The sequence below is a fragment of the Rhodococcus sp. NPDC078407 genome, assembly GCF_044542515.1.
Taxonomy (GTDB): Bacteria; Actinomycetota; Actinomycetes; order Mycobacteriales; family Mycobacteriaceae; genus Rhodococcoides.
The window spans coordinates 56061-76612 of sequence record NZ_JBITUQ010000009.1 but is presented as its reverse complement, the minus strand read 5'-3'; the positions used below and the strand labels follow the sequence as shown (position 1 = coordinate 76612).

Sequence of the window (20552 nt, the reverse complement as noted above, 5' to 3'; positions counted from 1 at the left end):
GGTCACACCGTGGCTCAGTATGCGCTGTTCGATCCAACTACTTTCGACCCGGCAGAGCTCGACGAAGGCTCTCGCCGACAGTTGCGTGCGTTGATCGAGTGGTTCGAGAGTCGCGGTAAAGACCGACTGTTGGCGGACGATCTCGACAGCGTCTGGCCCGCCGAGTTCCTGGAGTTCGTCGCCGAGCAGAAGTTGTTCGCGACGTTCTCCACTCCCGCGGCGTATGCCGACGGCGCGTCGAACACGCGTTGGGACGCAGCCCGCAACGCCGCGCTGAGCGAGATTCTGGGTTTCTACGGCTTGGCCTACTGGTACACCTGGCAGGTCACGGTACTCGGCCTCGGCCCGATCTGGATGAGTGCCAACGACGACGCCAAGCGGCGTGCGGCGTCGGAGTTGGACCGTGGTGGCGTGATGGCGTTCGGCTTGTCCGAGCAGGCACACGGTGCCGACGTCTACTCCACCGATATGTTGCTGACACCCGCCGTCGACGACAGCGACCTGGAGTTCACCGCGTCGGGGGAGAAGTACTACATCGGAAACGGCAACGTCGCGGGCATGGTGTCGGTGTTCGGTCGGCGCACCGACGTCGAAGGTCCGGATTCGTACGTCTTCTTCGTTGCCGACAGCGCGCATCCCGCGTATCGGTTGCGCGAGAGCGTCGTACACGGCCAGATGTACGTCAGCAACTTCTCGTTGGAGAACTATCCGGTTCGAGCCCAGGACATTCTGCACACCGGCACCGACGCCTTCTCTGCGGCATTGAACACGGTCAACGTCGGCAAGTTCAATCTCTGCACCGGTTCGATCGGAATCTGTGAGCACGCGTTCTACGAGGCGATCACGCACGCGAACAACAGGATCCTCTACGGCAATCCCGTGACCGTTTTCCCGCACGTACGCAGCGCGTTCGTCGACGGCTATTCGCGCCTGATCGCCATGAAGCTCTTCAGCGCCCGAGCGTTGGACTACTTCCGTGCTGCCGGACCCGAGGACCGGCGGTACCTGCTGTTCAACCCGATGACCAAGGCCAAGGTCACCTCGGAAGGCGAAACCGTCGTTCGGTTGTTGCACGATGTCATCGCAGCCAAGGGGTACGAGAAGAACAGCTATTTTCGTGAGGCCGCCCAGCTGATCGGAACACTTCCCAAGCTCGAGGGCACCGTGCACGTCAACGTCGCATTGATGCTCAAGTTCATGCCGGCGTACATGTTCTCACCCACCGACTACCCCGACGTCGGAACCAGCATCGAGCCGACGGACGACGGATTCTTCTTCGCTCAGGGTCCCGCTCGCGGTGCGAGCTCGGTTCGGTTCCATGACTGGAATCCGGTGTATCGGAAGCATTCCGGCATTCCCAACGTCGGGCGCTTCTACGAGCAGGCGCGGGCGTTCTCGGATTTCCTCGCCACCTGTGCGCCCGATGCGGAACAGCAGAAGGACCTCGACTTCCTACTCGTGGTGGGTCATCTGTTCTCTCTCGTCGTCTACGGTCACCTCCTTCTCGAACAGGCCGACGAGATCTCGCCCGAACTGATGGACCAGATCTTCGATTTTCAGATCAGAGATTTCTCCGGCTACGCCATCGCGCTGTACGGGAAACCGTCATCGTCTGCGGCGCAGCAAGAATGGGCTCTCGCTGCCGTTCGCAAGCCGGTGGTCGACGCGGGCCGTTTCGAGACGGTCTGGAACGAGGTCGTCTCGTACGACGGCCGGTACGAGATGCGGCCCTAGTCGAGATCGGTCAAGGCTGACCGGGGAACGCTGTGGACGAGGGCGTGACGCCCAAGATCTGCTGCCACGTCGCGAGCCGCACCGCTGCGTCGGTCAGCGCTTGTACTCCCATCTCGCGCGTGCCGCCGGACTGGCTGCGCTCGATCAGCGAACGCCATGCCACGGACGTGTCGATCTCGGCCTGGGCGGCCAATCGAGCAGCCGAAATCGCATCGGTCACCGGAAACGGTGCTGCATAGGCCGGATCGGGAAGTGGAACAGAGACACTGGCTGCCTGCAGCGCGTCGATGGTCGCGTCCCTGCGCGCGCGGTGGGCAGCAGTGTTCGACGCAACCAGGTCAGCGCGCGCGGGGTTGGAGAACGCCGCGACGACGCCGTAGGCGAACACGGCCGCATATTCGGCTTCGAGGGCGTCGATCAGGCCTTGCTGTTCCGGACCCGGATCGCTCATGCCAGAACCACCCGTGCCGCGACCGTGCACGAGGCGCTGATGGAACCGAGAAGTCCTGCTCGGTAACCGCTTTCGTTGCGAGCCACAGTTGCTGCGCTGCCGGCAGAGGAAGTCAACATCTCCCGCACCGCCGCGATGTCCGGGGGCGGGGTCGTGGGAGCAGATGTGGTGGTGGTCGCGGTGGACGACGTGTCGGTCGAGGCGCCGGTGGCGCGGGCGATTTCCGTGTCGAGTGCAACGGCGTGCTCCGTGCGCTGAGCCGCAACGATAGCGAGCGCAGCGGCATAGTCGGGAATTACGGTCGACGCCGCGGTGGCTTCTGCGGCGTCGCTCCGAGCAGCACGCAACTGTGCGGTCAGAGAATCGAGCTCGGGGCCCGAAATTTCTTCGTCGGAGCAGGCCGCAACAGTGGAGACGGTGGCGGCCGACAGGGCAGCGGCACCGGCGAGTCGAAACAACCCGCGGCGACTGAGCGCGAAGGGAGCGGTCGGCGTGGGCACCCCGACATCGTGCCAGACCGCGGTGCCCGCACGTGCCGTGCCCGCGTGTCGCGACGCCGAAGGTGGTCACGAGCACTGTCCGCGGGGCGGTAGTCTGTTGGTTCGGCAAACGCAGTCCGGCTGCCGCTCGCCGGACAGCCCACAACTACACACGAGGAGTTCGCGACATGCCTGTTCCGTCCAAGGAAAGGGTTGTCGAACTGCTCGCCGACCTCGTGCGGGAACGTGGTTACGACCTCGAGGACGTGAACGTCGTCGCCGCAGGCAAGCACAGCGCAGTGCGCATCATGGTCGATCGCGACGAGGGCATCGACCTGGACGCGCTCCCGGAGCTGAGCCGCGAGATCTCGGACGCCTTCGACGCGGTTCCGGATTTCGGTGAGGCGCCGTACACGCTGGAAGTCACCACTCCCGGAATCGACCGGCCGCTGACCGAGGCCCGGCACTGGCGTCGGGCACGCGGACGCAAAGTGCGCATCGAACTGGCCGAGAGCAAGCTCGACGGTCGCGTCGGCGAGCTCGACGCAGACTCGGTCACCGTGGTGATCAAGGACAAGGGCGTGCTGTCCACAAGGTCGATCGTTCTGGCAGACGTCGTGAAAGCTGTTGTACAGGTGGAATTCTCGAAGCCCACCGCCGAAGAGATGGACCTGGCGGGTGGCGTGGTCGGCAGCAGGCCCTCACCTGCGAACGCTGACGAAATCGTGGACGTGGAAGCACCGGAAGAAGGGTCGAACAAGTGAATATCGACATTGCCGCACTGCGCGCCATCGAGGCGGACAAGGGAATTCCGATCGAGATGGTGATCTCGACGATCCAGACCGCGTTGTTGACCGCCTACCGGCACACCGAGGGGCATCAGTCCAACGCGTGGATCGACGTCGATCGCAAGACCGGCTCGGTTCGAGTGATGGCCAAGGAGATCGACGCCGACGGCAACGTGATCTCCGAGTGGGACGACACCCCGGAGGGCTTCGGGCGCATCGCGGCCACCACCGCGCGACAGGTCATTCTGCAGCGCTTGCGCGACGCCGAACACGAGCGCTCCTTCGGTGAGTACTCGACCCACGAGGGTGAGATCGTCAACGGAGTGATCCAGCGCGACACGCGTGCCAACGCGAAGGGCACCGTCATCGTGCGCATCGGCAGCGAAGCGAACGGAGCCGACGGCCTGCTTCCGCCCGCCGAGCAGGTTCCGGGGGAAACCTACGAGCACGGCGAACGAATCAAGTGCTACGTCGTCGGCGTTGCTCGGGGCAACCGGGGGCCGCAGATCACCCTCTCCCGCACTCACCCCAATCTGGTGCGCAAATTGTTCGCCCTCGAGGTGCCCGAAATCGCCGACGGTTCCGTCGACATCGTCGCGGTGGCCCGCGAGTCCGGTCACCGGTCGAAGATCGCTGTCGCCTCCACGGTGTCGGGCCTCAACGCCAAAGGTGCCTGCATCGGACCGATGGGACAGCGAGTGCGCAACGTGATGAGTGAACTGGCAGGCGAAAAGATCGACATCATCGATTTCGACGAGGACCCGGCCACGTTCGTCGGGAATGCGCTCTCGCCGTCGAAGGTTGTGTCTGTGACCGTCGTCGATGCTGTTGCTCGCGCCGCCCGCGTGGTGGTTCCCGAGTATCAGCTTTCTCTGGCGATAGGCAAGGAAGGGCAGAACGCCCGACTCGCCGCACGATTGACCGGTTGGCGCATCGATATCCGCAGCGATGCGGCGGCACCCGAGACGACCAGCGCATAGGGCCGGAATGCGGAGTTCGAGGCAATACAGCGGTAGAGTGGTCGATGGTTCGGTAACGAACTCTCTTTCCAAACGCACGAACGCGAGAATCCGGTTGTGAAAGCCCGGCCTATTCGCACGTGCGTCGGGTGCAGAGAGCGAGCGCCGGCCGCCGATCTGTTGAGGATCGTGGTTCGAGAAGCTGGTTCGCACGAATTCGCTCTCGTCCCCGATGTCCGGCACTCGATGCCCGGCCGTGGTGCGTGGTTGCACTACAGCCGAGAGTGCCTGCACAATGCGGAGCGACGCCGAGTATTCGGTCGTGCGTTTCGGATATCGGGAAATGTGGGATCGTCCGCAGTGTCAGCAGTGCTCGACGAGCACGAACTGCTGCAGGCCGAGGTCACGACAAGAGCAACACCCGTCGACAAGAACAGGCAACAGCACTGATGAGCACACCGTGAAGCACCAACGATGAACGTCCATCGGAGATAACCCGAGGTCGTGCGGGCACCAAGCCTCGCTCGGCCTCTCAGTGAGGAGAGCAGTGGCAGGCAAGGCCCGCGTGCACGAGTTGGCAAAAGAGCTCGGTGTCACCAGTAAGGAACTACTCGCACGGCTCAAGGAGCAAGGCGAGTTCGTAAAGTCCGCATCATCCACAGTCGAAGCCCCCGTGGCTCGTCGACTTCGTGAGTCTTTTCCGTCCGCAGATTCGAGCGCGGACGCATCTGCATCCGGTGCTGCAGCACCGAACGGTCGCGCCGCGGCCGACCGCGCTGCAGGCAGCACGGCAAAGCCGGGCGCAGCAAAGCCGGGCGGTCCTCGCCCCGGACCGAAGCCGGCAGCACGCCCGGCCGAGCCGGAGGCACCCGCTGCACCGGCCACTGCCGCAGAGATAGCTCCCGCTGCCCCAGCCGCACCGGTCGCCGCGCCCACACCGGCACCTGCTGCGCCGACGCCGCAGCCCGCTGCACCGGCAGAGCAGGCACCGGCCGCCTCGGCCGATGCCGCAGCATCTGCTCCGGCAGCACCCAAGCCTGCTGGTCCCGGCCCCAAGCCCGGCCCCAAGGCGCCGCGTGTCGGCAACAATCCGTACTCGTCGGCCCCCGTGGAGCGACCGGCTCCGCGCCCCGCTCCCGGTGCGCCTCGTCCCGGTGGCGGACGTCCCGCTCCCGGACAGGGTGGGCCTCGTCCCGCCGCACCGTCGGCGGGCAACCGTCCCGCTCCCGGTCAGGGTGGGCCTCGTCCCGCTCCGGGCCAGGCCGGACCTCGTCCGAGCCCCGGCTCGATGCCTCCTCGCCCCAACCCCGGTGCGATGCCGACCCGTTCGGCTCGTCCGGGGCCCGCAGCAGGACGCCCCGGTCGCCCCGGTGGCGCTCCGGGCGGACGTCCGGGCGGCGGCGGCGGTGGTGGCTACCGCGGTGGCGGCGCTCCCGGCGCTCCCGGTGGTGCCCCGGCAGGCGGCGCTCCCGCAGGTGGATTCCGCGGCCGTCCCGGCGGCGGTGGACGCCCCGGTCAGCGCGGCGCAGCAGCCGGTGCCTTCGGTCGTCCCGGCGGAGCAGTCCGTCGCGGTCGCAAGTCGAAGCGTGCGAAACGCGCCGAGTACGAGAGCATGCAGGCTCCCGCAGTCGGCGGCGTCAGGCTGCCCCGCGGCAACGGCGAGACCATTCGTCTCGCCCGCGGCGCGTCGCTCTCGGACTTCGCGGACAAGATCGACGCGAACCCGGCAGCATTGGTTCAGGCACTGTTCAATCTCGGCGAGATGGTCACCGCGACGCAGTCGGTCAACGACGAGACGCTGGAGCTGCTCGGCGGCGAGATGAACTATGTCGTCCAGGTCGTCAGCCCGGAGGACGAAGATCGTGAACTGCTCGATTCGTTCGACCTCACTTACGGCGAGGACGCCGGCGGCGAGGAAGATCTCGAACAGCGTCCCCCGGTGGTCACCGTCATGGGCCACGTCGACCACGGTAAGACTCGACTGCTGGACTCGATTCGTAACACCACGGTGCGCGAGGGCGAGGCCGGCGGAATCACGCAGCACATCGGTGCGTACCAGGTTCTGACCGAGCTCGAAGGCAACGAACGTCTCGTGACGTTCATCGACACCCCCGGTCACGAGGCCTTCACGGCCATGCGTGCCCGTGGTGCCAAGGCCACCGACCTCGCGATCCTGGTGGTCGCAGCCGACGACGGTGTCATGCCGCAGACGGTGGAAGCGATCAACCACGCTCAGGCGGCCGATGTGCCGATCGTGGTCGCGGTCAACAAGATCGACAAGGAAGGCGCGAACCCGGACAAGATCCGGCAGCAGCTGACCGAGTACGGTCTGGTCGCCGAGGAATACGGCGGCGAGACGATGTTCGTCGACATCTCTGCCAAGCAGGGCACCAACATCGATGCCCTCCTCGAAGCAGTTCTGCTGACGGCCGACGCCTCACTCGACCTTCGTGCCAACCCGGACATGGAAGCTCAGGGTGTTGCCATCGAGGCGCACCTCGACCGTGGTCGTGGCCCGGTCGCGACCGTGCTCATCGCCCGCGGAACGCTCCGTGTCGGTGACTCGATCGTTGCCGGCGACGCCTACGGACGCGTCCGCCGCATGGTCGACGAGCACGGCGAGGACGTCACCGAAGCGATGCCGTCTCGGCCCGTCCAGGTCATCGGCTTCACGTCGGTGCCCGGTGCAGGCGACAACCTGCTGGTCGTCGACGAGGACCGGATTGCTCGCCAGATCGCCGATCGCCGTAATGCCCGTAAGCGCAACGCGCTGGCAGCCAAGAGCCGCAAGCGCATCAGCCTCGACGATCTCGATGCAGCTCTGAAGGAGACTTCGCAGCTCAACTTGATCCTCAAGGGTGACAACTCGGGAACCGTCGAGGCTCTCGAGGAGGCCTTGCTCGGAATCCAGATCGACGACGAGGTCGAATTGCGTGTCATCGACCGCGGTGTCGGTGGCGTCACGGAGACCAACGTCAACCTGGCGTCGGCGTCCAACGCGATCATCATCGGCTTCAACGTTCGGGCCGAAGGCAAGGCAACCGAGCTCGCCAACCGTGAAGGCGTCGATATTCGGTACTACTCGGTGATCTACCAGGCCATCGACGAGATCGAGAAGGCCCTCAAGGGCATGCTCAAGCCGATCTACGAAGAGGTTGCGCTGGGTCAGGCCGAGATCCGCGCGCTGTTCCGTTCCTCCAAGGTCGGAAACATCGCCGGTTGCCTCGTCACCTCGGGTACGATCCGTCGCAATGCCAAGGCGCGTCTGCTCCGTGACAATGCGGTCGTCGCCGAGACGGTCACGATCTCCTCGCTTCGCCGCGAGAAGGACGACGCGGTCGAGGTTCGTGAAGGATACGAGTGTGGTTTGACGGTGACGTACTCCGACATCAAGGTGGGCGATGTCATCGAGGCGTACGAACTCCGTGAAAAGCCGCGCGACTAGTAGTGATGCGGAGCCTTACGGCTCCGCATCCGGTCGCGTCGGCTCGGTGGTGAAGCCAGGGGAGTGACACTGCGCTCCGACTTTCGAGCCGGTGGTGGTACGAGATCTGTACCGCCACCGGCTTTGTCGTCGGAGCCGATCGAAGGACGTCAGCGTGTATCTGGGTGCTCTGGAGTTGGACGTGTTGTTGGGGGACGTACGTTCGCTGGCCGAGAAGCGGTCGATGATGGAACCGGTCCTGGGTGACCTGCAGAGGTTGGGCGTGTCGGCAGCGGAAACCGGTGAGCGAGAACGTATTCGACGGTCGTTGCTGGGAGTCGCGGCTGCCGGCACCGATGTGGATCTGCTGCACGACAAGCTGGACGAGTGCGAACGGCATGTCGCCGAACGCCACGATCTGGAATTGTTGGCAGTGCGCCGGAGAATCTTCGGGCCCGAGGATTGATCCGGGAAGTTCGCCGGGCATCGTTCCGTTGAACGTGAAGTGCACAACTGCTGGACGTCGCGACAGAATCGACGTCCGGCCATGAAAGAGGAGTGTGATTGTCGTGGTGGATCAGGCCAGGGCTCGTAAGTTGTCCAAGAGAATCGCCGCCATCGTTGCAACGGCGATCGATCACGAGATCAAGGATCCACGGCTGGCGTTCGTGACCATCACCGACACCAAGGTGACCGCTGATCTGCACGACGCCACGGTGTACTACACCGTCATGGGGGAAGACCTCGACACTCCGCCCGATCTGCAGGCTGCTGCGGCCGGACTGGAGAAGGCGAAGGGTGTGCTGCGCTCGAAGGTCGGAGCCGGAACGGGTGTGCGGTACACACCGACATTGACGTTCGTGACCGACACGGTGCCCGACACCGCGCGGCACATGGAAGACCTGCTCGAACGCGCCCGAGTGGCCGACGAGGAGCTGGCCCGTGCCCGTGCGAACGCCAAGCCCGCCGGCGATCCGGACCCGTACAAAGCCCCCCGCGAGCTTGCAGACATGGACGGTCATTCCGCAGGCTCCACTCCTGCAGGCGTCGAGCCCGCCGAAGCAGACTGACGATGTCCGATGGTTCGGCAGCGCGGTCGGAGTTCGACGAGGATCTGGCGCAAGCGATCGAGATGCTCGAGCGCGCATCGTCGGTGACGGTACTGTGTCACGTCCAGCCCGACGCCGACACGATCGGTAGTGGGCTTGCGCTGGGTTCGGTACTCGAACGACGCGGTGCGGCCGTCCAGGTGGCGTTCGCAACTCCTGCGTCCTTACCCGAGTCCATGGACGAACTCCCCGGGCGGCACCTTCTGGTCGATGCAGACAAGGTGGCCGACGCTGTGGACCTCGTGGTCACGGTGGACGCAGGAAGTCGGGGCCGGCTGGGGTCGTTGGGCGGCCGACTCGACTCCGCGTCGGCCAGCCTGGTCATCGATCATCACCGCAGCAACACCCGGTTCGGAACGGTCAACGTGGTGCACGCTTCAGCGGAGTCCACCACGGCCGTGATCGTCCGTCTGCTCGATCAGTGGGGTGTCGACATCGATGCCGATCTGGCGCATCTGTTGTTCGCCGGATTGGTCACCGACACGGGATCGTTCCGTTGGGTCCGCCCGGGTTCGCACCTGCTGGCCGAGAGGCTGTTGGCAACGGGAATCGACGGTGCGCACATTGCGCGAAAGTTACTCGATACTCATCCGTTCAACTGGCTGCCGATGCTCGGGTCGGTGCTCGGTTCGGCATCGTTGGTTCCCGACGCGGCCGACGGACTCGGGTTGGTATATGCGGTCATCCGAAGCGAGGACGCGGCCGGGTTGCGGTCCGAAGAGATCGAGAGCGTCATCGACATCGTCCGCACCACCTCCGAAGCCGAAGTGGCCGCGGTGTTGAAGCAACAGGAATCCGGCACCGTCTGGGTGGTCTCGTTGCGTTCGAAGACCCAGATCGACGTGTCGGCCGTGGCGTGCACACTCGGGGGTGGCGGTCACCGCAACGCGGCGGGGTACACCGCCACCGGTGAGCTGGGCGATGTCATCGATGCTCTGCGCGGGGCATTGTCCGCATCGTGAGTTCCACCCCGGTCACGGCTCGTCGGATTCTCGGCTTGTCCCTTCCGTCGCTGGGCGTCCTGGCGGCGGAGCCGCTGTATCTGTTGTTCGATGCCGCGGTGGTCGGCCGACTCGGCGCGTTGGCGCTCGCCGGCCTGGCGATCGGCGGTCTGATACTCGCTCAGGTCAGTACCCAGCTGACGTTCCTGTCCTACGGCACCACCGCCCGGGCCGCTCGCATGCACGGTGCCGGACGTGAACGCGATGCCGTCGGCGAAGGGGTGCAAGCCACCTGGTTGGCCATCGGACTCGGCATCGCGATCGTCGCAATCGTGCAGCTCGCGGCCGAGCCCGTCGTGTCGTTACTGACCGGAGGTGGCGATATCGCTACCGAAGCGACCGCATGGCTGCGGGTAGCCCTGTTCGGCGTTCCGTTCATCCTGATCTCGCTGGCAGGAAACGGGTGGATGCGCGGTGTCCAGGACACGGTGACACCTCTACGTCTCGTCGTATTCGGCTTCGGAGTGTCTGCTGTGCTCTGCCCATTGCTGGTTCACGGGCTTCTCGGATTCCCACATCTGGGCTTGGTGGGATCGGCCGTGGCGAACGTGATCGGTCAAGCCGTAGCCGGAGCGCTGTTCGTCGTCGCAGTCGTTCGACAGAGCACCGAACTGCGTCCGCGATGGTCGGTGATGCGTGCACAGTTGACACTCGGTCGCGATCTGATCGTGCGGAGTCTTGCATTTCAGGCCTGCTTCCTCTCCGCCGCTGCAGTCGCGTCCAGGTTCGGTGCCGCCTCGGTTGCCGCGAACCAGGTGGTACTGCACATGTGGAACCTGGTATCGCTGATGCTCGATTCGCTGGCGATTGCCGCTCAGACCCTCGTCGGGGCAGCGTTGGGAGCCGGTAGGACCGAGGATGCGCGCGCTCTGGCAGGGCGGTTGACGGCATGGTCGACGGTATTCGCGGTGGTCCTGGCCGGCGTCTTCGCCGCCGGACGTTGGTTCATCCCGGACCTGTTCACCGGCGATGCGTCGGTCATCGATCAGATGCATTCGATCTGGTGGATCTTCGTCGCCATCATTCCCATTGCCGGCGTCGTGTTCGCGTTGGATGGAGTTCTGCTCGGCAGCGGCGACGCGGCCTTCCTCCGGAATGCAACCATGGCGTGCGCTGTCGTGGGCTTCTTGCCGTTCATCTGGTCGGCCCTGGTCTTCGATTGGGGCTTGGTGGGAATCTGGATCGGACTGGGGGTCTTCGTGTCCTTGCGCATGCTCGCTGTGGCAGGGCGGGTGCTGTCCGGAAAATGGCTGGTGATCGGCAGCGACCGTCAACTACGCCACTGACTGTGTTGGTGCTGCGACGGCAACGCAGGATGCAACGCCACCTCGAGACTCTTCACTACGAAGTACACGCTGCGGCCCGGCTCCAGCCCGAGATCGGCGACTGCGGCGGGGGTGATGTCGGCAGCCATTCCGGGGGAGCCGTCAGGGTGCGCGCGAGACCGGACACGAATTCCCGATCCCTGCACCTCCATGTCCTCGACCACCACCTCGAAGACGTTCCGTGGGCTGGCATGGGGTGCCGTCGGGTGCACCGAGACCGCAGCAGGAGAGAAGACCGCGACGAGCGACGTTCCCGTGTCGTGTTGTCCGGATCCGTGGACGGTCAGGCCCCAACTGGTGCTCAGAGCCGTTGTGCCGTCGGCGTCTACAGCGCGGCCCGACAGTAGGTTGACCCCGGCGATCCGGGCACCGAATTCGCTTCGCGGTGCTGCCAGTACGTCGGCGACCGACCCCCGCTCGACGACGCGCCCGCCGTCCACGATCGCGACCGAATCGGCGAGCGCTACGACGTCGAGCAGATCGTGGGTGACGATCAGTGCCGTGCGGCGGCCTTCTCGCAGTACGGAGCGCAGCACTCGGCGGACCGCCGGTGCCGTTTCGACGTCCAACGCCGCCAGGGGTTCGTCGAGCAGCAACAGACGAGGGTCCGCTGCGAGGGCCCGTGCGATGGCGATACGTTGGGCTTGCCCGCCGGACAGGCGGTCCGGCTTGCGGTCGCCCAGGTGGGAGGCCCCGACGGCCTCGAGCCACTTGTCGGCCACAGCGTTCGAGGACGCTCGACTCCCACCCGCGCTCCTCGGCGCGAAGGCGACGTTCGTCCTGGCGTTCATGTGGGGGAACAGCAGGGCGTCCTGCGCCAGAGTGGCCACACCCCGCGCATGTATCGGAACGACGGTGTTCGAAGAGGTGTCGGTCAACACGTCGTCGCCGAGTCGGACAAGACCGTCGTCGGGTATCACAGTTCCCGAGATCAATTGCAAAAGTGTCGATTTGCCGGCACCGTTCGGTCCGAGGACGGCCACCGTCTCACCTTCCTCGACGTCCAGTTCGATATCGATGCCGCGAACATCGACAGTGGCGCGCACGTGCAGTGAGCTCATGACGGGCCGGCCGAACGGTGTCGATGCGCGGTGACGACGACGAGGGCAGCGACCAGAATGAGTACCAGCGACAACGCCACCGCGGCATCGGGATCGGCCTCGCGCTGCAGGTAGATCTCGAGGGGCAATGTTCGGGTGACGCCCTCGAGCGATCCGGCGAAGGTCAAGGTCGCTCCGAATTCGCCGAGTGCACGCGCGAACGCGAGAACGGTCCCGGACATCAGTCCGGGCAGGATCAGGGGAACCGTGACGCGGCGCAGGACTGTGGTGGGAGTGGCCCCCAGAGTCGCGGCAACCACGTCGAAGCGGTCGCCCGCTGTGCGCAGGGCACCTTCGACACTGACGACGAGAAAGGGCAGAGATACGAACACCTGCGCCAACACGACGGCGGAGGTCGTGAACGCGATTCGAATGCCGAATGCGTCGAGATGTTCGCCCAACAATCCTTGGCGGCCGAAGGTGTAGAGCAGCGCGATACCGCCGACCACTGGCGGCAGGACGAGGGGGAGCACCACGAGGGTGCGAAGAATCGACAGACCTCGAATGTTGCTGCGTGAGAGGATGACTGCCATCGGTACACCCAGGAGCAGGCACACCGCCGTGCTGGCCGTGGCGGTTTTCAGGCTGAGGATCAGCGCTGCGACCGCGGATTCCGAGGTGATCAGGCCGACGAAGTTCGACCAGTCGATTCGGGTGAACATCGCGGCCAGCGGTGCCACGATGACGAGTGCGCCGACGAGGGCAGGAACGCAGATCCACAGTGGTACACCGACGCTCGACCGCCCGCCATCGGTGGCGCGCACGGTCACGGAACCTCGAAGCCTGCTCTGACGAGGACGTCTCGGCCCACCGGTCCGGTGACGAACTCGGCGAACGCGCGAGCGGTGGCTTCGTTCTCGGACCCACTCAGGGTCGCAATCGGATAGGTGTTGACGGCTTCGCTCGATTCCGCGAACGGCACTGCCGTCGCGGCGTCACCCGCCCCTGCTGCGTCGGTGACGTACACCAGCCCGGCATCGGCTTGACCCGACGTGACTTTGCCCAGTACGTCGGTGACGGACGATTCCTCGCTCACCGCCGGGATGTCCGTGCCGGTCGCAGTTTCCACGGCTGCCGTCGCCGCACCGCACGGCACCTGAGGCGCACAGACCACCGTCAGGATGTCGGGGTTCGCCAGATCTGCGAAGGACGCGATGCGTTCGGGGTTACCCGGCGCGGTGACGATGGTCAGGGTGTTGGAGGCGAAGTCGACGGGATCGCCCGCGACCAGGCCGGCATCGACCGCCTTCGTCATGTTCTTCGTATCGGCGGAGGCGAAGACGTCGGCAGGCGCACCCGAGATCAGCTGCGTGGTCAGGTCGGAGGAGCCTGCGAAGCTGAACTCGACGGCCGTACCGGCATTCTCGGCCTCGAAGCGCGCACCGAGTTCGGTGAACGACGCGCGCAGAGATGCTGCCGCGAACACGGTGATGTCACCCCCGGCGGTATTGCTGCTCGTACCGGCACCGGATACATCCGCGTCGCATCCGGCGAGCAGCGCAGCGATGGCAACGACTGCCACGGACGCCGGTCTAACTGTTCTCATCGACATCTCCTCCGACCTACGGTGTCTCGACGATGACAGTCGTGGCCTTGACGACCGCGACGGTGACCTTGCCCGGCTCGAGACCCAGCTCCCGCACGGACTCGGTACTCATCAGGGACACGATCGAGAACGGTCCGCACTGCATGGTGACCTCGCTCATCACCGTGTCGGAGACGACCTCGGTGACCAGCCCGACGAGCCGATTGCGGGCAGAACTGCCCGCGGACGCCACTTCCGGCGGGGGAGCGGCATGCGCGCGTGCATAGGCGGCGAGCTCCCGACCGGCGATCACCTTTCGTCCTGTCTCGTCCTCGAACGAGGCGAGAGCGCCGCTGTCGATCCACCGCCGCACCGTGTCGTCGCTGACGCCGAGCAGTGCGGCGGCGTCTCGAACGCGGACTGCGGGCACCGTCACCGCAACTCCCGCGGAGCCGAACAAAACCGCAAAATCGTCATGAACAGCACCATATACCCGAATTCGCGGTTGTTCTCATCGGGTGGCACCGCCGCGGTCCGGGCTTTCGACCGCTCATGGGGCGACGCTTCACCCCGCCGGGAGCGGGCGAGGAATCTCCGTGGAGGATTGAGCGTTGGTACGTTCTCGGATGGTTCGGCGACTCGCGTCGGCGGCCGAACCGATCGGAAGGAGTCAGCAGTGGCAGCGAAGCTGTGGGCAGTGAGCGACATTCACGTCGGACACCGGGGCAACAGGCCCGTCACCGAGGACATCTTTCCCGAATCGCCGGACGACTGGTTGATCGTGGCCGGAGACGTCTCAGAGAAGACCGACGACATCAAGTGGGCCCTCGAACTGCTTCGTAGCCGGTTTGCGAAGGTCATCTGGGTTCCGGGTAACCACGAACTGTGGACGACGGTGAAAGATCCCGTACAGATTCACGGAGCGGCTCGATACGAGTACCTGGTCAACCTGTGCCGCGAGATCGACGTCGTCACTCCGGAAGATCCGTATCTACTGTGGGAGGGGGAGGGCGGTCCGGCGACGATAGTGCCGATGTTCCTGCTGTACGACTACACGTTCCTGCCGCAGGGGGCTCGGGACAAAGAGCACGGACTCGCGATCGCGCGGGAGAAGAACGTCGTCGCCACGGACGAATTCCTGCTGTCCTCGCAGCCGTACGCGACGCGCGACGCCTGGTGTCATGCGCGTATCGAGTCCACTCGTGACCGTCTCGACGCCCTCGACACCTCCGTTCCCACGGTCTTGATCAACCACTTTCCGATGGTCCGTCAGCCGACCGAGGTGCTCTTCTACCCGGAGTTCGCGCTGTGGTGTGGGTCGACGCTGACGGCGGATTGGCACACGAGATACAACGCGATCTGCTCGGTGTACGGCCACCTCCACATACCGCGAACCACCTACTACGACGGCGTTCGCTTCGAGGAGGTGTCGGTGGGATACCCGCGTGAGTGGCAGCGTCGCGGACTACCGAACAACGTTCTGCGACAGATCCTTCCGGTTCCAGAATACCCACCGGGTGCATTGAACAAGTGGGGCGGACACTTCACCGTGACTCCCGAGATGGAGGCAGAAGTAGAGAAGATGAGGGCGGGCAAGTGATCGAATCCATACTCCCGAACGGCGTCGTCTCGGCCGAATTGTTCGCCGATCCGCCGGATCTGGTGCCGCATCCGCTCGAAGCCCCGCTGGTGGCCAAGGCAGTGGACAAGCGCAAGCGGGAGTTCACCTCGGCGCGGCATTGTGCGCGCGTGGCCATGGAGAAGTTGGGTGTGGAGCCTGCACCGATCATGCGGGGGAAATCCGGTGCACCACAATGGCCCAAGGGAGTGGTCGGATCGTTGACGCACTGCGACGGCTATCGCGGTGCCGTATTGGCATATTCGATGCAGGTGCGGTCGGTGGGGATCGATGCCGAGCCGCACGGACCTCTGCCCGACGGTGTGCTGGAGGCGGTGAGCCTCGAGGCCGAACGAGACTGGCTCGCGACCGCGGGCCGCGACGACGTGCACTGGGACCGAGTGTTGTTCTGCGCCAAGGAAGCCACGTACAAGGCGTGGGAGCCGCTGACCGGACGTTGGCTCGGTTTCGAGGATGCGCACATCACGTTCGAGCGCACCGGCTCGGGTGAGGACATCTCGGGAACCTTCCACTCCGAGTTGCTGGTGCCGGGGGACACGATCGCCGGGCCGCCGCTGCGGGCCTTCGACGGTCGATGGATGGTGGCGGGCGGCCTGGTGATGACGGCGATCTCGGTGATGTGACGACCGGCTCGCAGCGCCTGGCACAATGCACTCTCGTGAGTGCTCGCGGAAAGATCTCGTCCGGTCTGGTCGGTGCCGGCTTGCTGGTGGTGGACAAGGGGCCAGGAGTCACCAGCCACGACGTGGTGGCATCGTGCCGAAAGCTGTTGCGCACCAGAAAGGTCGGCCACGCCGGAACGCTCGATCCCATGGCGACTGGGGTGCTCGTGCTCGGCGTGGAACGGGCGACCAAGATGCTCGGTCTGCTCTCGCTGACCACCAAGTCCTACACCGCGACGGTGCGACTGGGCCGCAGCACCACGACGGATGACGCCGAAGGTGAGGTCCTCGCGGATATCTCGGCCTCGCACCTGTCCGATTCCGACATCGCGGCAGCGATCGATACGTTGACCGGCGATATCGAGCAGGTGCCGGCCAGTGTCAGCGCCATCAAGGTTGACGGACAGCGAGCGCACAAGCTGTCCCGAGCGGGCGAGGAGTTCACCCTCGCCGCCCGAAAGGTCAGTGTCACCCGATTCGACGTGTCTGCCAGACGTGATGTCGTCGAGGGCCAAGGTGTGTTCGTGGACCTCGATGTCGAGGTGGACTGCACGTCGGGAACGTACGTGCGGGCCTTGGCCCGCGATCTCGGCGCGGCGTTGAATGTCGGCGGCCACCTGACCGTATTGCGCCGTACTCGCGTCGGCCCGTTCACCCTCGCCCATGCACGGACGCTCGAGGAATTGGCCGAGGATCCGGCTGTCAGCCTCGATATCGACGAAGCTGCTCGCACGGCGTTTCCGCACCGACAGATCGATGCGGCCGAGGCGGAGTCGCTCAGTCAGGGGAGGTGGCTGGACCCCGTTGGAATCGATGGGGTGTACGCGGCCGTCGATCCCACGGGTCATACAATCGCGCTGCTTCAGGAGAAGGGCAAGCGCGCCAGCTCGGTCATGGTGGTGCGGCCCGCGACCTTGCGCGGGCACTGACTCGTCCGACTGTCCTAGTTCGGCGGTACCATCCAGATCGCCTCTGCGGCGCGATGACCGAGTTCGACGGAATCCTTGGCCTCGTCCCGGGCGAGTTCGATGGCGACGGTGCCGGCGTAGTCGCGTCGTTCGATGACGGTGATCGGTAGATCGAGGGTGATTCCCACGGAATCGAAGTAGCGGAGCATCGCGGGATCGGAATCGGAGATTCTGGCCACCCGTCCGGACTGCCCATCCACGTAGTCGCTCAGTCGCGTTGCGGACGGTGCTTCGATCGCGCCGTCGACCGACGGGATCGGGTCTCCGTGCGGATCTCGTTCGGGATGGCCCAGTTTGGCGTCGATCCGGTCCATCATCAGATCGGAGACGGCGTGCTCGAGGATCTCCGCCTCGTCGTGTACTTCGTCCCAGCCGTAGCCGAGTTCTCGAACCAGGTAGGTCTCGATCAGACGGTGTCGACGCACCATGCCGATCGCCGCCAGACGACCTTTCTCGGTGAGGGAGATGGCACCGTAGCGCGCGTGATCGACCATGCCCTGATCGGCGAGTTTACGAATCGCCTCGGACACCGTCGAGGCGGAGACGCCGATGCGCTCGGAGAGCATTTTCGTGCTGACGGAGTCCTCGCTCCACTCACTTGCGGTCCAGATGACCTTGAGATAGTCCTGCGCAACTGCGGACAGCTGAACGCCCTCGCTGGCTGCGGTCGGATCGGTTCGTTGTTGCGCCACGTCGCCGAGCTTAGGCAATCCAATGGAAAAAGACATCTCACCCGGCCGTGGCCACCGGTACCTGTCGATGCCTGCGCAGAACGCGGGTGACGATGCCCTGCGATGGGCTGAACAGGTAGGCGAGGACGAAGACGACTCCCTGGGTCAGGACGACGCTGCCACCGGAGGACACGTCCAGGTAGAAACTGACGTAGATCCCGACCAGAGCGCATCCCACCGAGATGAGCGGAGCCAACACCAACATGCGACCGAAACTGTGCGTGAGCAGATAGGCGGACGCGCCGGGAGTGATCAGCATCGCGACGACGAGGATGACGCCGACGGCCTGCAGCGCGACCACGGTCGTCAGAGCGAGCAGGGTGAGCATCACGGCCGAGATCACCGTCGGGTTGATTCCGACTGCGCGGGCCTGGGTGCGGTCGAACGCGAAGAGCGTGAAGTCGCGACGCTTGACGATCATGACGGCGAACGTGATGCCGCCGAGCACGAACACCTGGACCATGTCTGCCTGCGAGACTCCCAGCAGGTTGCCGAACAGGATGTGATTGAGGTCGATCTGGCTCGGAAATTTGGAGATCAGGACAACTCCGAGCGCGAACAGGGTGGTGAACACGACCCCGATCGCAGCGTCCTCCTTGACGATGGTGGTGTTGCGGACCACTCCGATGGCACCGACCGCGATGAGCGCGAACAACAATGCACCGATCGCGAAGGGCGCCCCGAGTAGATACGACAGCGCGACGCCGGGAAGCACCGCGTGCGAGACGGCGTCGCCCATCAGCGACCAGCCGATGAGAACGAGCCAACAGCTCAGAACGGCGCACACGATCGAGGCGGTGACGGTCACCAACAGCGCGCGTTGCATGAAGGTGTATTCGAGGGGGTTCACGAGGAAGTCGATGAGGTACACGGTGTCAGCTCGCTTCCGAGGTTCGGGTTGCCGGTGTCCGAGAACTCGCGCCCAGTTCGTCGGTGTTCGACGGGTCGATGCCGAAGGCCAACGCGAGGTTCTCCGGGCGCAGCACCTCGGCGGGGCTGCCGTGCATCAGGACGCGCTGTTGCAGCAGGATCGCTTCGTCGCACAAATTCGGTAAGGCGTGCAGATCGTGCGTGGACACCAGGACCGAAGCACCGTGTGCTGCGAGTTCGCGGAGCAATCGAGTGATGGTGGCTTCGGTCTTCTTGTCCACTCCGGCGAAGGGCTCGTCGAGCAACAGCAGCGACGCCTCCTGTGCGATGGCGCGCGCAACGAACGCACGTTTGCGCTGACCACCCGAGAGTTGGCCGATCTGCCGATTCGCGAGATCCGCGAGATCGACGCGCTCCAGTGCCTCGTCGACGGCTCGTCGATCGGAGGATCGGGGAGTGCGAAAGAAGTTCTGCTTGCCGTAGCGGCCCATCATCACGACGTCTCGCACGCTGATCGGAAAGGTCCAGTCGACCGATTCCGCCTGAGGCACATAGCTGACCGTGCCTGCCTTGCGTGCCTGGGCGGGGTCGCCGCCGAACACGGTGATCGAGCCGGAGTTCGGCTTGACCACGCCCATGACGGCCTTGAACAGAGTCGATTTTCCGGAACCGTTCATGCCGACCAAGCCGCACACCCGGCCGGGGGCGAGCGTCAGGCTGGCATCGACCAGCGCCACGACGTCGCGGTATCGGACATCGACGGAATCGACAGTCAGCGCTGGTCCGGCTGCGTCGGGGGAGTACTCGTACGGTTTCATCGCTGTCCTACCAGTGCGTCGGCAATCAGTCGTGCGTCGTGACGCAGCAGATCGAGGTATGTGGGAACCGGACCATCGGCATCGCTCAGGGAATCGACGTAGAGATTTCCGCCGAACCGCGCGCCGGTGTCCTCGGCGACCTGCAGCTGCGCCTTGTCCGAGACGGTCGACTCGCAGAACACGGCGGGAACAGCGTTGTTCCGAACGAAATCGATGGTGCGCACCACCTGTTGGGGTGTTCCTTCCTGCTCGGCGTTCACCGGCCAGAGATATGCCTCCTGCAGGTCGAAGTCTCGGGCCAGATAGCCGAAAGCGCCTTCACAGGTGACGAGTGCACGCTGACTGTCGGGTAGAGCGGACAGATCCGCTTCGAGTTCGTTGCCGACCTCGCGGAGTTGTCGGACGTACCCGTCTGCGTTGGTTCGGTACTCGTCTGCGTTGCCCGGGTCCAGCGTCACGAACGCGTCGGCGATGTTCTGCACGTACGTCTCGGCAACGACAGGCGACATCCATGCATGGGGGTTCGCTTTGCCCGCGTAGGTGTCGTCGCGGATGTAGACCGGCTCGACGTTCGCGCTCACCACGGCGTGTGGTGCGGGTACGCGCTCGACGAATTTCTCGAACCACGATTCGAGCCCCAATCCGTTGTCCAGAATCAGCTCGGCCTGTTCGGCGGTACGAAGATCTCCCGGAGTCGGCTCGTAGCCGTGAATCTCGGCACCGGCTTTTGTGATCGATTCCACTCGCAGATGTTCGCCGGCGACGTTCGAGGCCATGTCGGCGAGGACGGTGAAGGTTGTCAGCACCAAGGGCCTGCCGTCGTCCACCAGAGCGGGATCGTCCTCGACCACGGTGCGGGCACAGCCACTCGACGCCGCGACCAGTAGTCCGGCCAGGACCCAGCCCACGACGATGCGCCCAGACCGCGATCCACATGATCGAAGAAAAAAGTTAGGCACCCCGAAATAT

The 20552-nt window shown here is 64.9% G+C and carries 22 protein-coding genes; 12 read left to right on the top strand and 10 right to left on the bottom strand.

Annotated elements, in window-relative coordinates; genetic code table 11:
• Positions 1-9 precede the first annotated feature (9 nt).
• A complete protein-coding gene (locus tag ACIGGF_RS11730) occupies positions 10-1734 on the top strand; it encodes an acyl-CoA dehydrogenase family protein (protein ID WP_397521485.1) in 1725 nt (574 codons plus the stop codon).
• Between the two features lie 10 nt (positions 1735-1744).
• On the opposite strand, the gene ACIGGF_RS11725 is transcribed toward ACIGGF_RS11730, so the two are convergent.
• Together ACIGGF_RS11725 and ACIGGF_RS11720 are read right to left on the bottom strand one after the other, a co-directional pair.
• Entirely contained in the window at positions 1745-2185 is a 441-nt protein-coding gene (locus tag ACIGGF_RS11725) for a ferritin-like domain-containing protein (RefSeq protein WP_397521484.1), read from the bottom strand.
• Positions 2182-2685 (bottom strand): hypothetical protein, encoded by a 504-nt coding sequence (locus tag ACIGGF_RS11720; protein WP_397521483.1) that lies wholly within the window; start codon positions 2683-2685, stop codon positions 2182-2184. Before ACIGGF_RS11720 ends, ACIGGF_RS11725 begins: the two co-directional genes overlap by 4 nt.
• Positions 2686-2852: 167 nt before the next feature.
• Here ACIGGF_RS11720 and rimP point away from each other — a divergent pair, with 167 nt between their 5' ends.
• The 8 genes from rimP to ACIGGF_RS11680 all read left to right on the top strand — a co-directional run bounded on the left by rimP (position 2853) and on the right by ACIGGF_RS11680 (position 11231).
• Positions 2853-3428, top strand: coding sequence for a ribosome maturation factor RimP (gene rimP, locus ACIGGF_RS11715; RefSeq protein ID WP_397521482.1), 576 nt, complete (start codon positions 2853-2855; stop codon positions 3426-3428).
• The gene (nusA, locus tag ACIGGF_RS11710) at positions 3425-4432 is read left to right on the top strand and encodes a transcription termination factor NusA (RefSeq protein WP_397521481.1); all 1008 of its coding nucleotides are present in this window, start codon (positions 3425-3427) and stop codon (positions 4430-4432) included. Before rimP ends, nusA begins: the two co-directional genes overlap by 4 nt.
• Positions 4433-4528: 96 nt before the next feature.
• Positions 4529-4861, top strand: a complete 333-nt coding sequence (locus ACIGGF_RS11705) for a YlxR family protein (RefSeq protein WP_397521480.1) — start codon at positions 4529-4531, stop codon at positions 4859-4861.
• Positions 4862-4958: 97 nt separating this feature from the next.
• Complete coding sequence (gene infB, locus ACIGGF_RS11700) at positions 4959-7856, top strand: translation initiation factor IF-2 (RefSeq protein WP_397521479.1); 2898 nt, start codon at positions 4959-4961, stop codon at positions 7854-7856.
• 154 nt (positions 7857-8010) lie between these two features.
• Positions 8011-8301 (top strand): DUF503 domain-containing protein, encoded by a 291-nt coding sequence (locus ACIGGF_RS11695; RefSeq protein ID WP_032377081.1) that lies wholly within the window; start codon positions 8011-8013, stop codon positions 8299-8301.
• Positions 8302-8404: 103 nt separating this feature from the next.
• Positions 8405-8905: a 30S ribosome-binding factor RbfA gene (rbfA, locus tag ACIGGF_RS11690; protein WP_397521570.1), complete on the top strand. Its 501-nt coding sequence runs from the start codon at positions 8405-8407 to the stop codon at positions 8903-8905.
• Between the two features lie 2 nt (positions 8906-8907).
• Complete coding sequence (locus ACIGGF_RS11685; protein ID WP_397521478.1) at positions 8908-9906, top strand: bifunctional oligoribonuclease/PAP phosphatase NrnA; 999 nt, start codon at positions 8908-8910, stop codon at positions 9904-9906.
• The gene (locus tag ACIGGF_RS11680; protein ID WP_397521477.1) at positions 9903-11231 is read left to right on the top strand and encodes an MATE family efflux transporter; all 1329 of its coding nucleotides are present in this window, start codon (positions 9903-9905) and stop codon (positions 11229-11231) included. The genes ACIGGF_RS11685 and ACIGGF_RS11680 overlap by 4 nt, the downstream gene beginning before the upstream one ends.
• Here ACIGGF_RS11680 and ACIGGF_RS11675 read toward each other — a convergent pair.
• The 4 genes from ACIGGF_RS11675 to ACIGGF_RS11660 are packed head-to-tail and all read right to left on the bottom strand — an operon-like array spanning position 11216 to position 14325.
• Positions 11216-12331, bottom strand: coding sequence for a sulfate/molybdate ABC transporter ATP-binding protein (locus tag ACIGGF_RS11675; protein WP_397521476.1), 1116 nt, complete (start codon positions 12329-12331; stop codon positions 11216-11218). The two genes, ACIGGF_RS11680 and ACIGGF_RS11675, sit on opposite strands and share 16 nt — an antisense overlap.
• A complete protein-coding gene (locus ACIGGF_RS11670) occupies positions 12328-13140 on the bottom strand; it encodes an ABC transporter permease (RefSeq protein WP_397521475.1) in 813 nt (270 codons plus the stop codon). The genes ACIGGF_RS11675 and ACIGGF_RS11670 overlap by 4 nt, the downstream gene beginning before the upstream one ends.
• Positions 13137-13922: a molybdate ABC transporter substrate-binding protein gene (modA, locus tag ACIGGF_RS11665; protein ID WP_397521474.1), complete on the bottom strand. Its 786-nt coding sequence runs from the start codon at positions 13920-13922 to the stop codon at positions 13137-13139. The genes ACIGGF_RS11670 and modA overlap by 4 nt, the downstream gene beginning before the upstream one ends.
• 10 nt (positions 13923-13932) lie before the next feature.
• Positions 13933-14325 (bottom strand): molybdopterin-binding protein, encoded by a 393-nt coding sequence (locus tag ACIGGF_RS11660; protein WP_397521569.1) that lies wholly within the window; start codon positions 14323-14325, stop codon positions 13933-13935.
• 246 nt (positions 14326-14571) lie between these two features.
• Here ACIGGF_RS11660 and ACIGGF_RS11655 point away from each other — a divergent pair, with 246 nt between their 5' ends.
• From ACIGGF_RS11655 to truB, 3 genes are read left to right on the top strand one after another with little or no spacing between them, the layout of a single operon-like run.
• Positions 14572-15495, top strand: coding sequence for a metallophosphoesterase family protein (locus ACIGGF_RS11655; RefSeq protein ID WP_397521473.1), 924 nt, complete (start codon positions 14572-14574; stop codon positions 15493-15495).
• Positions 15492-16157, top strand: coding sequence for a 4'-phosphopantetheinyl transferase (locus tag ACIGGF_RS11650; protein WP_397521472.1), 666 nt, complete (start codon positions 15492-15494; stop codon positions 16155-16157). Before ACIGGF_RS11655 ends, ACIGGF_RS11650 begins: the two co-directional genes overlap by 4 nt.
• A gap of 35 nt (positions 16158-16192) precedes the next feature.
• On the top strand, positions 16193-17125 hold the full coding sequence (gene truB, locus ACIGGF_RS11645) for a tRNA pseudouridine(55) synthase TruB (RefSeq protein ID WP_397521471.1): 933 nt from the start codon (positions 16193-16195) through the stop codon (positions 17123-17125).
• Positions 17126-17139: 14 nt separating this feature from the next.
• Here truB and ACIGGF_RS11640 read toward each other — a convergent pair whose 3' ends face one another.
• The 4 genes from ACIGGF_RS11640 to ACIGGF_RS11625 are packed head-to-tail and all read right to left on the bottom strand — an operon-like array spanning position 17140 to position 20542.
• Positions 17140-17874 (bottom strand): metal-dependent transcriptional regulator, encoded by a 735-nt coding sequence (locus tag ACIGGF_RS11640; protein ID WP_397521568.1) that lies wholly within the window; start codon positions 17872-17874, stop codon positions 17140-17142.
• Between the two features lie 19 nt (positions 17875-17893).
• Positions 17894-18766 (bottom strand): metal ABC transporter permease, encoded by an 873-nt coding sequence (locus ACIGGF_RS11635; RefSeq protein WP_397521470.1) that lies wholly within the window; start codon positions 18764-18766, stop codon positions 17894-17896.
• A 4-nt stretch (positions 18767-18770) separates the two neighbouring features.
• Positions 18771-19583, bottom strand: coding sequence for a metal ABC transporter ATP-binding protein (locus tag ACIGGF_RS11630; RefSeq protein ID WP_397521469.1), 813 nt, complete (start codon positions 19581-19583; stop codon positions 18771-18773).
• On the bottom strand, positions 19580-20542 hold the full coding sequence (locus tag ACIGGF_RS11625) for a metal ABC transporter substrate-binding protein (RefSeq protein ID WP_397521468.1): 963 nt from the start codon (positions 20540-20542) through the stop codon (positions 19580-19582). The genes ACIGGF_RS11630 and ACIGGF_RS11625 overlap by 4 nt, the downstream gene beginning before the upstream one ends.
• Positions 20543-20552: the final 10 nt, after the last annotated feature.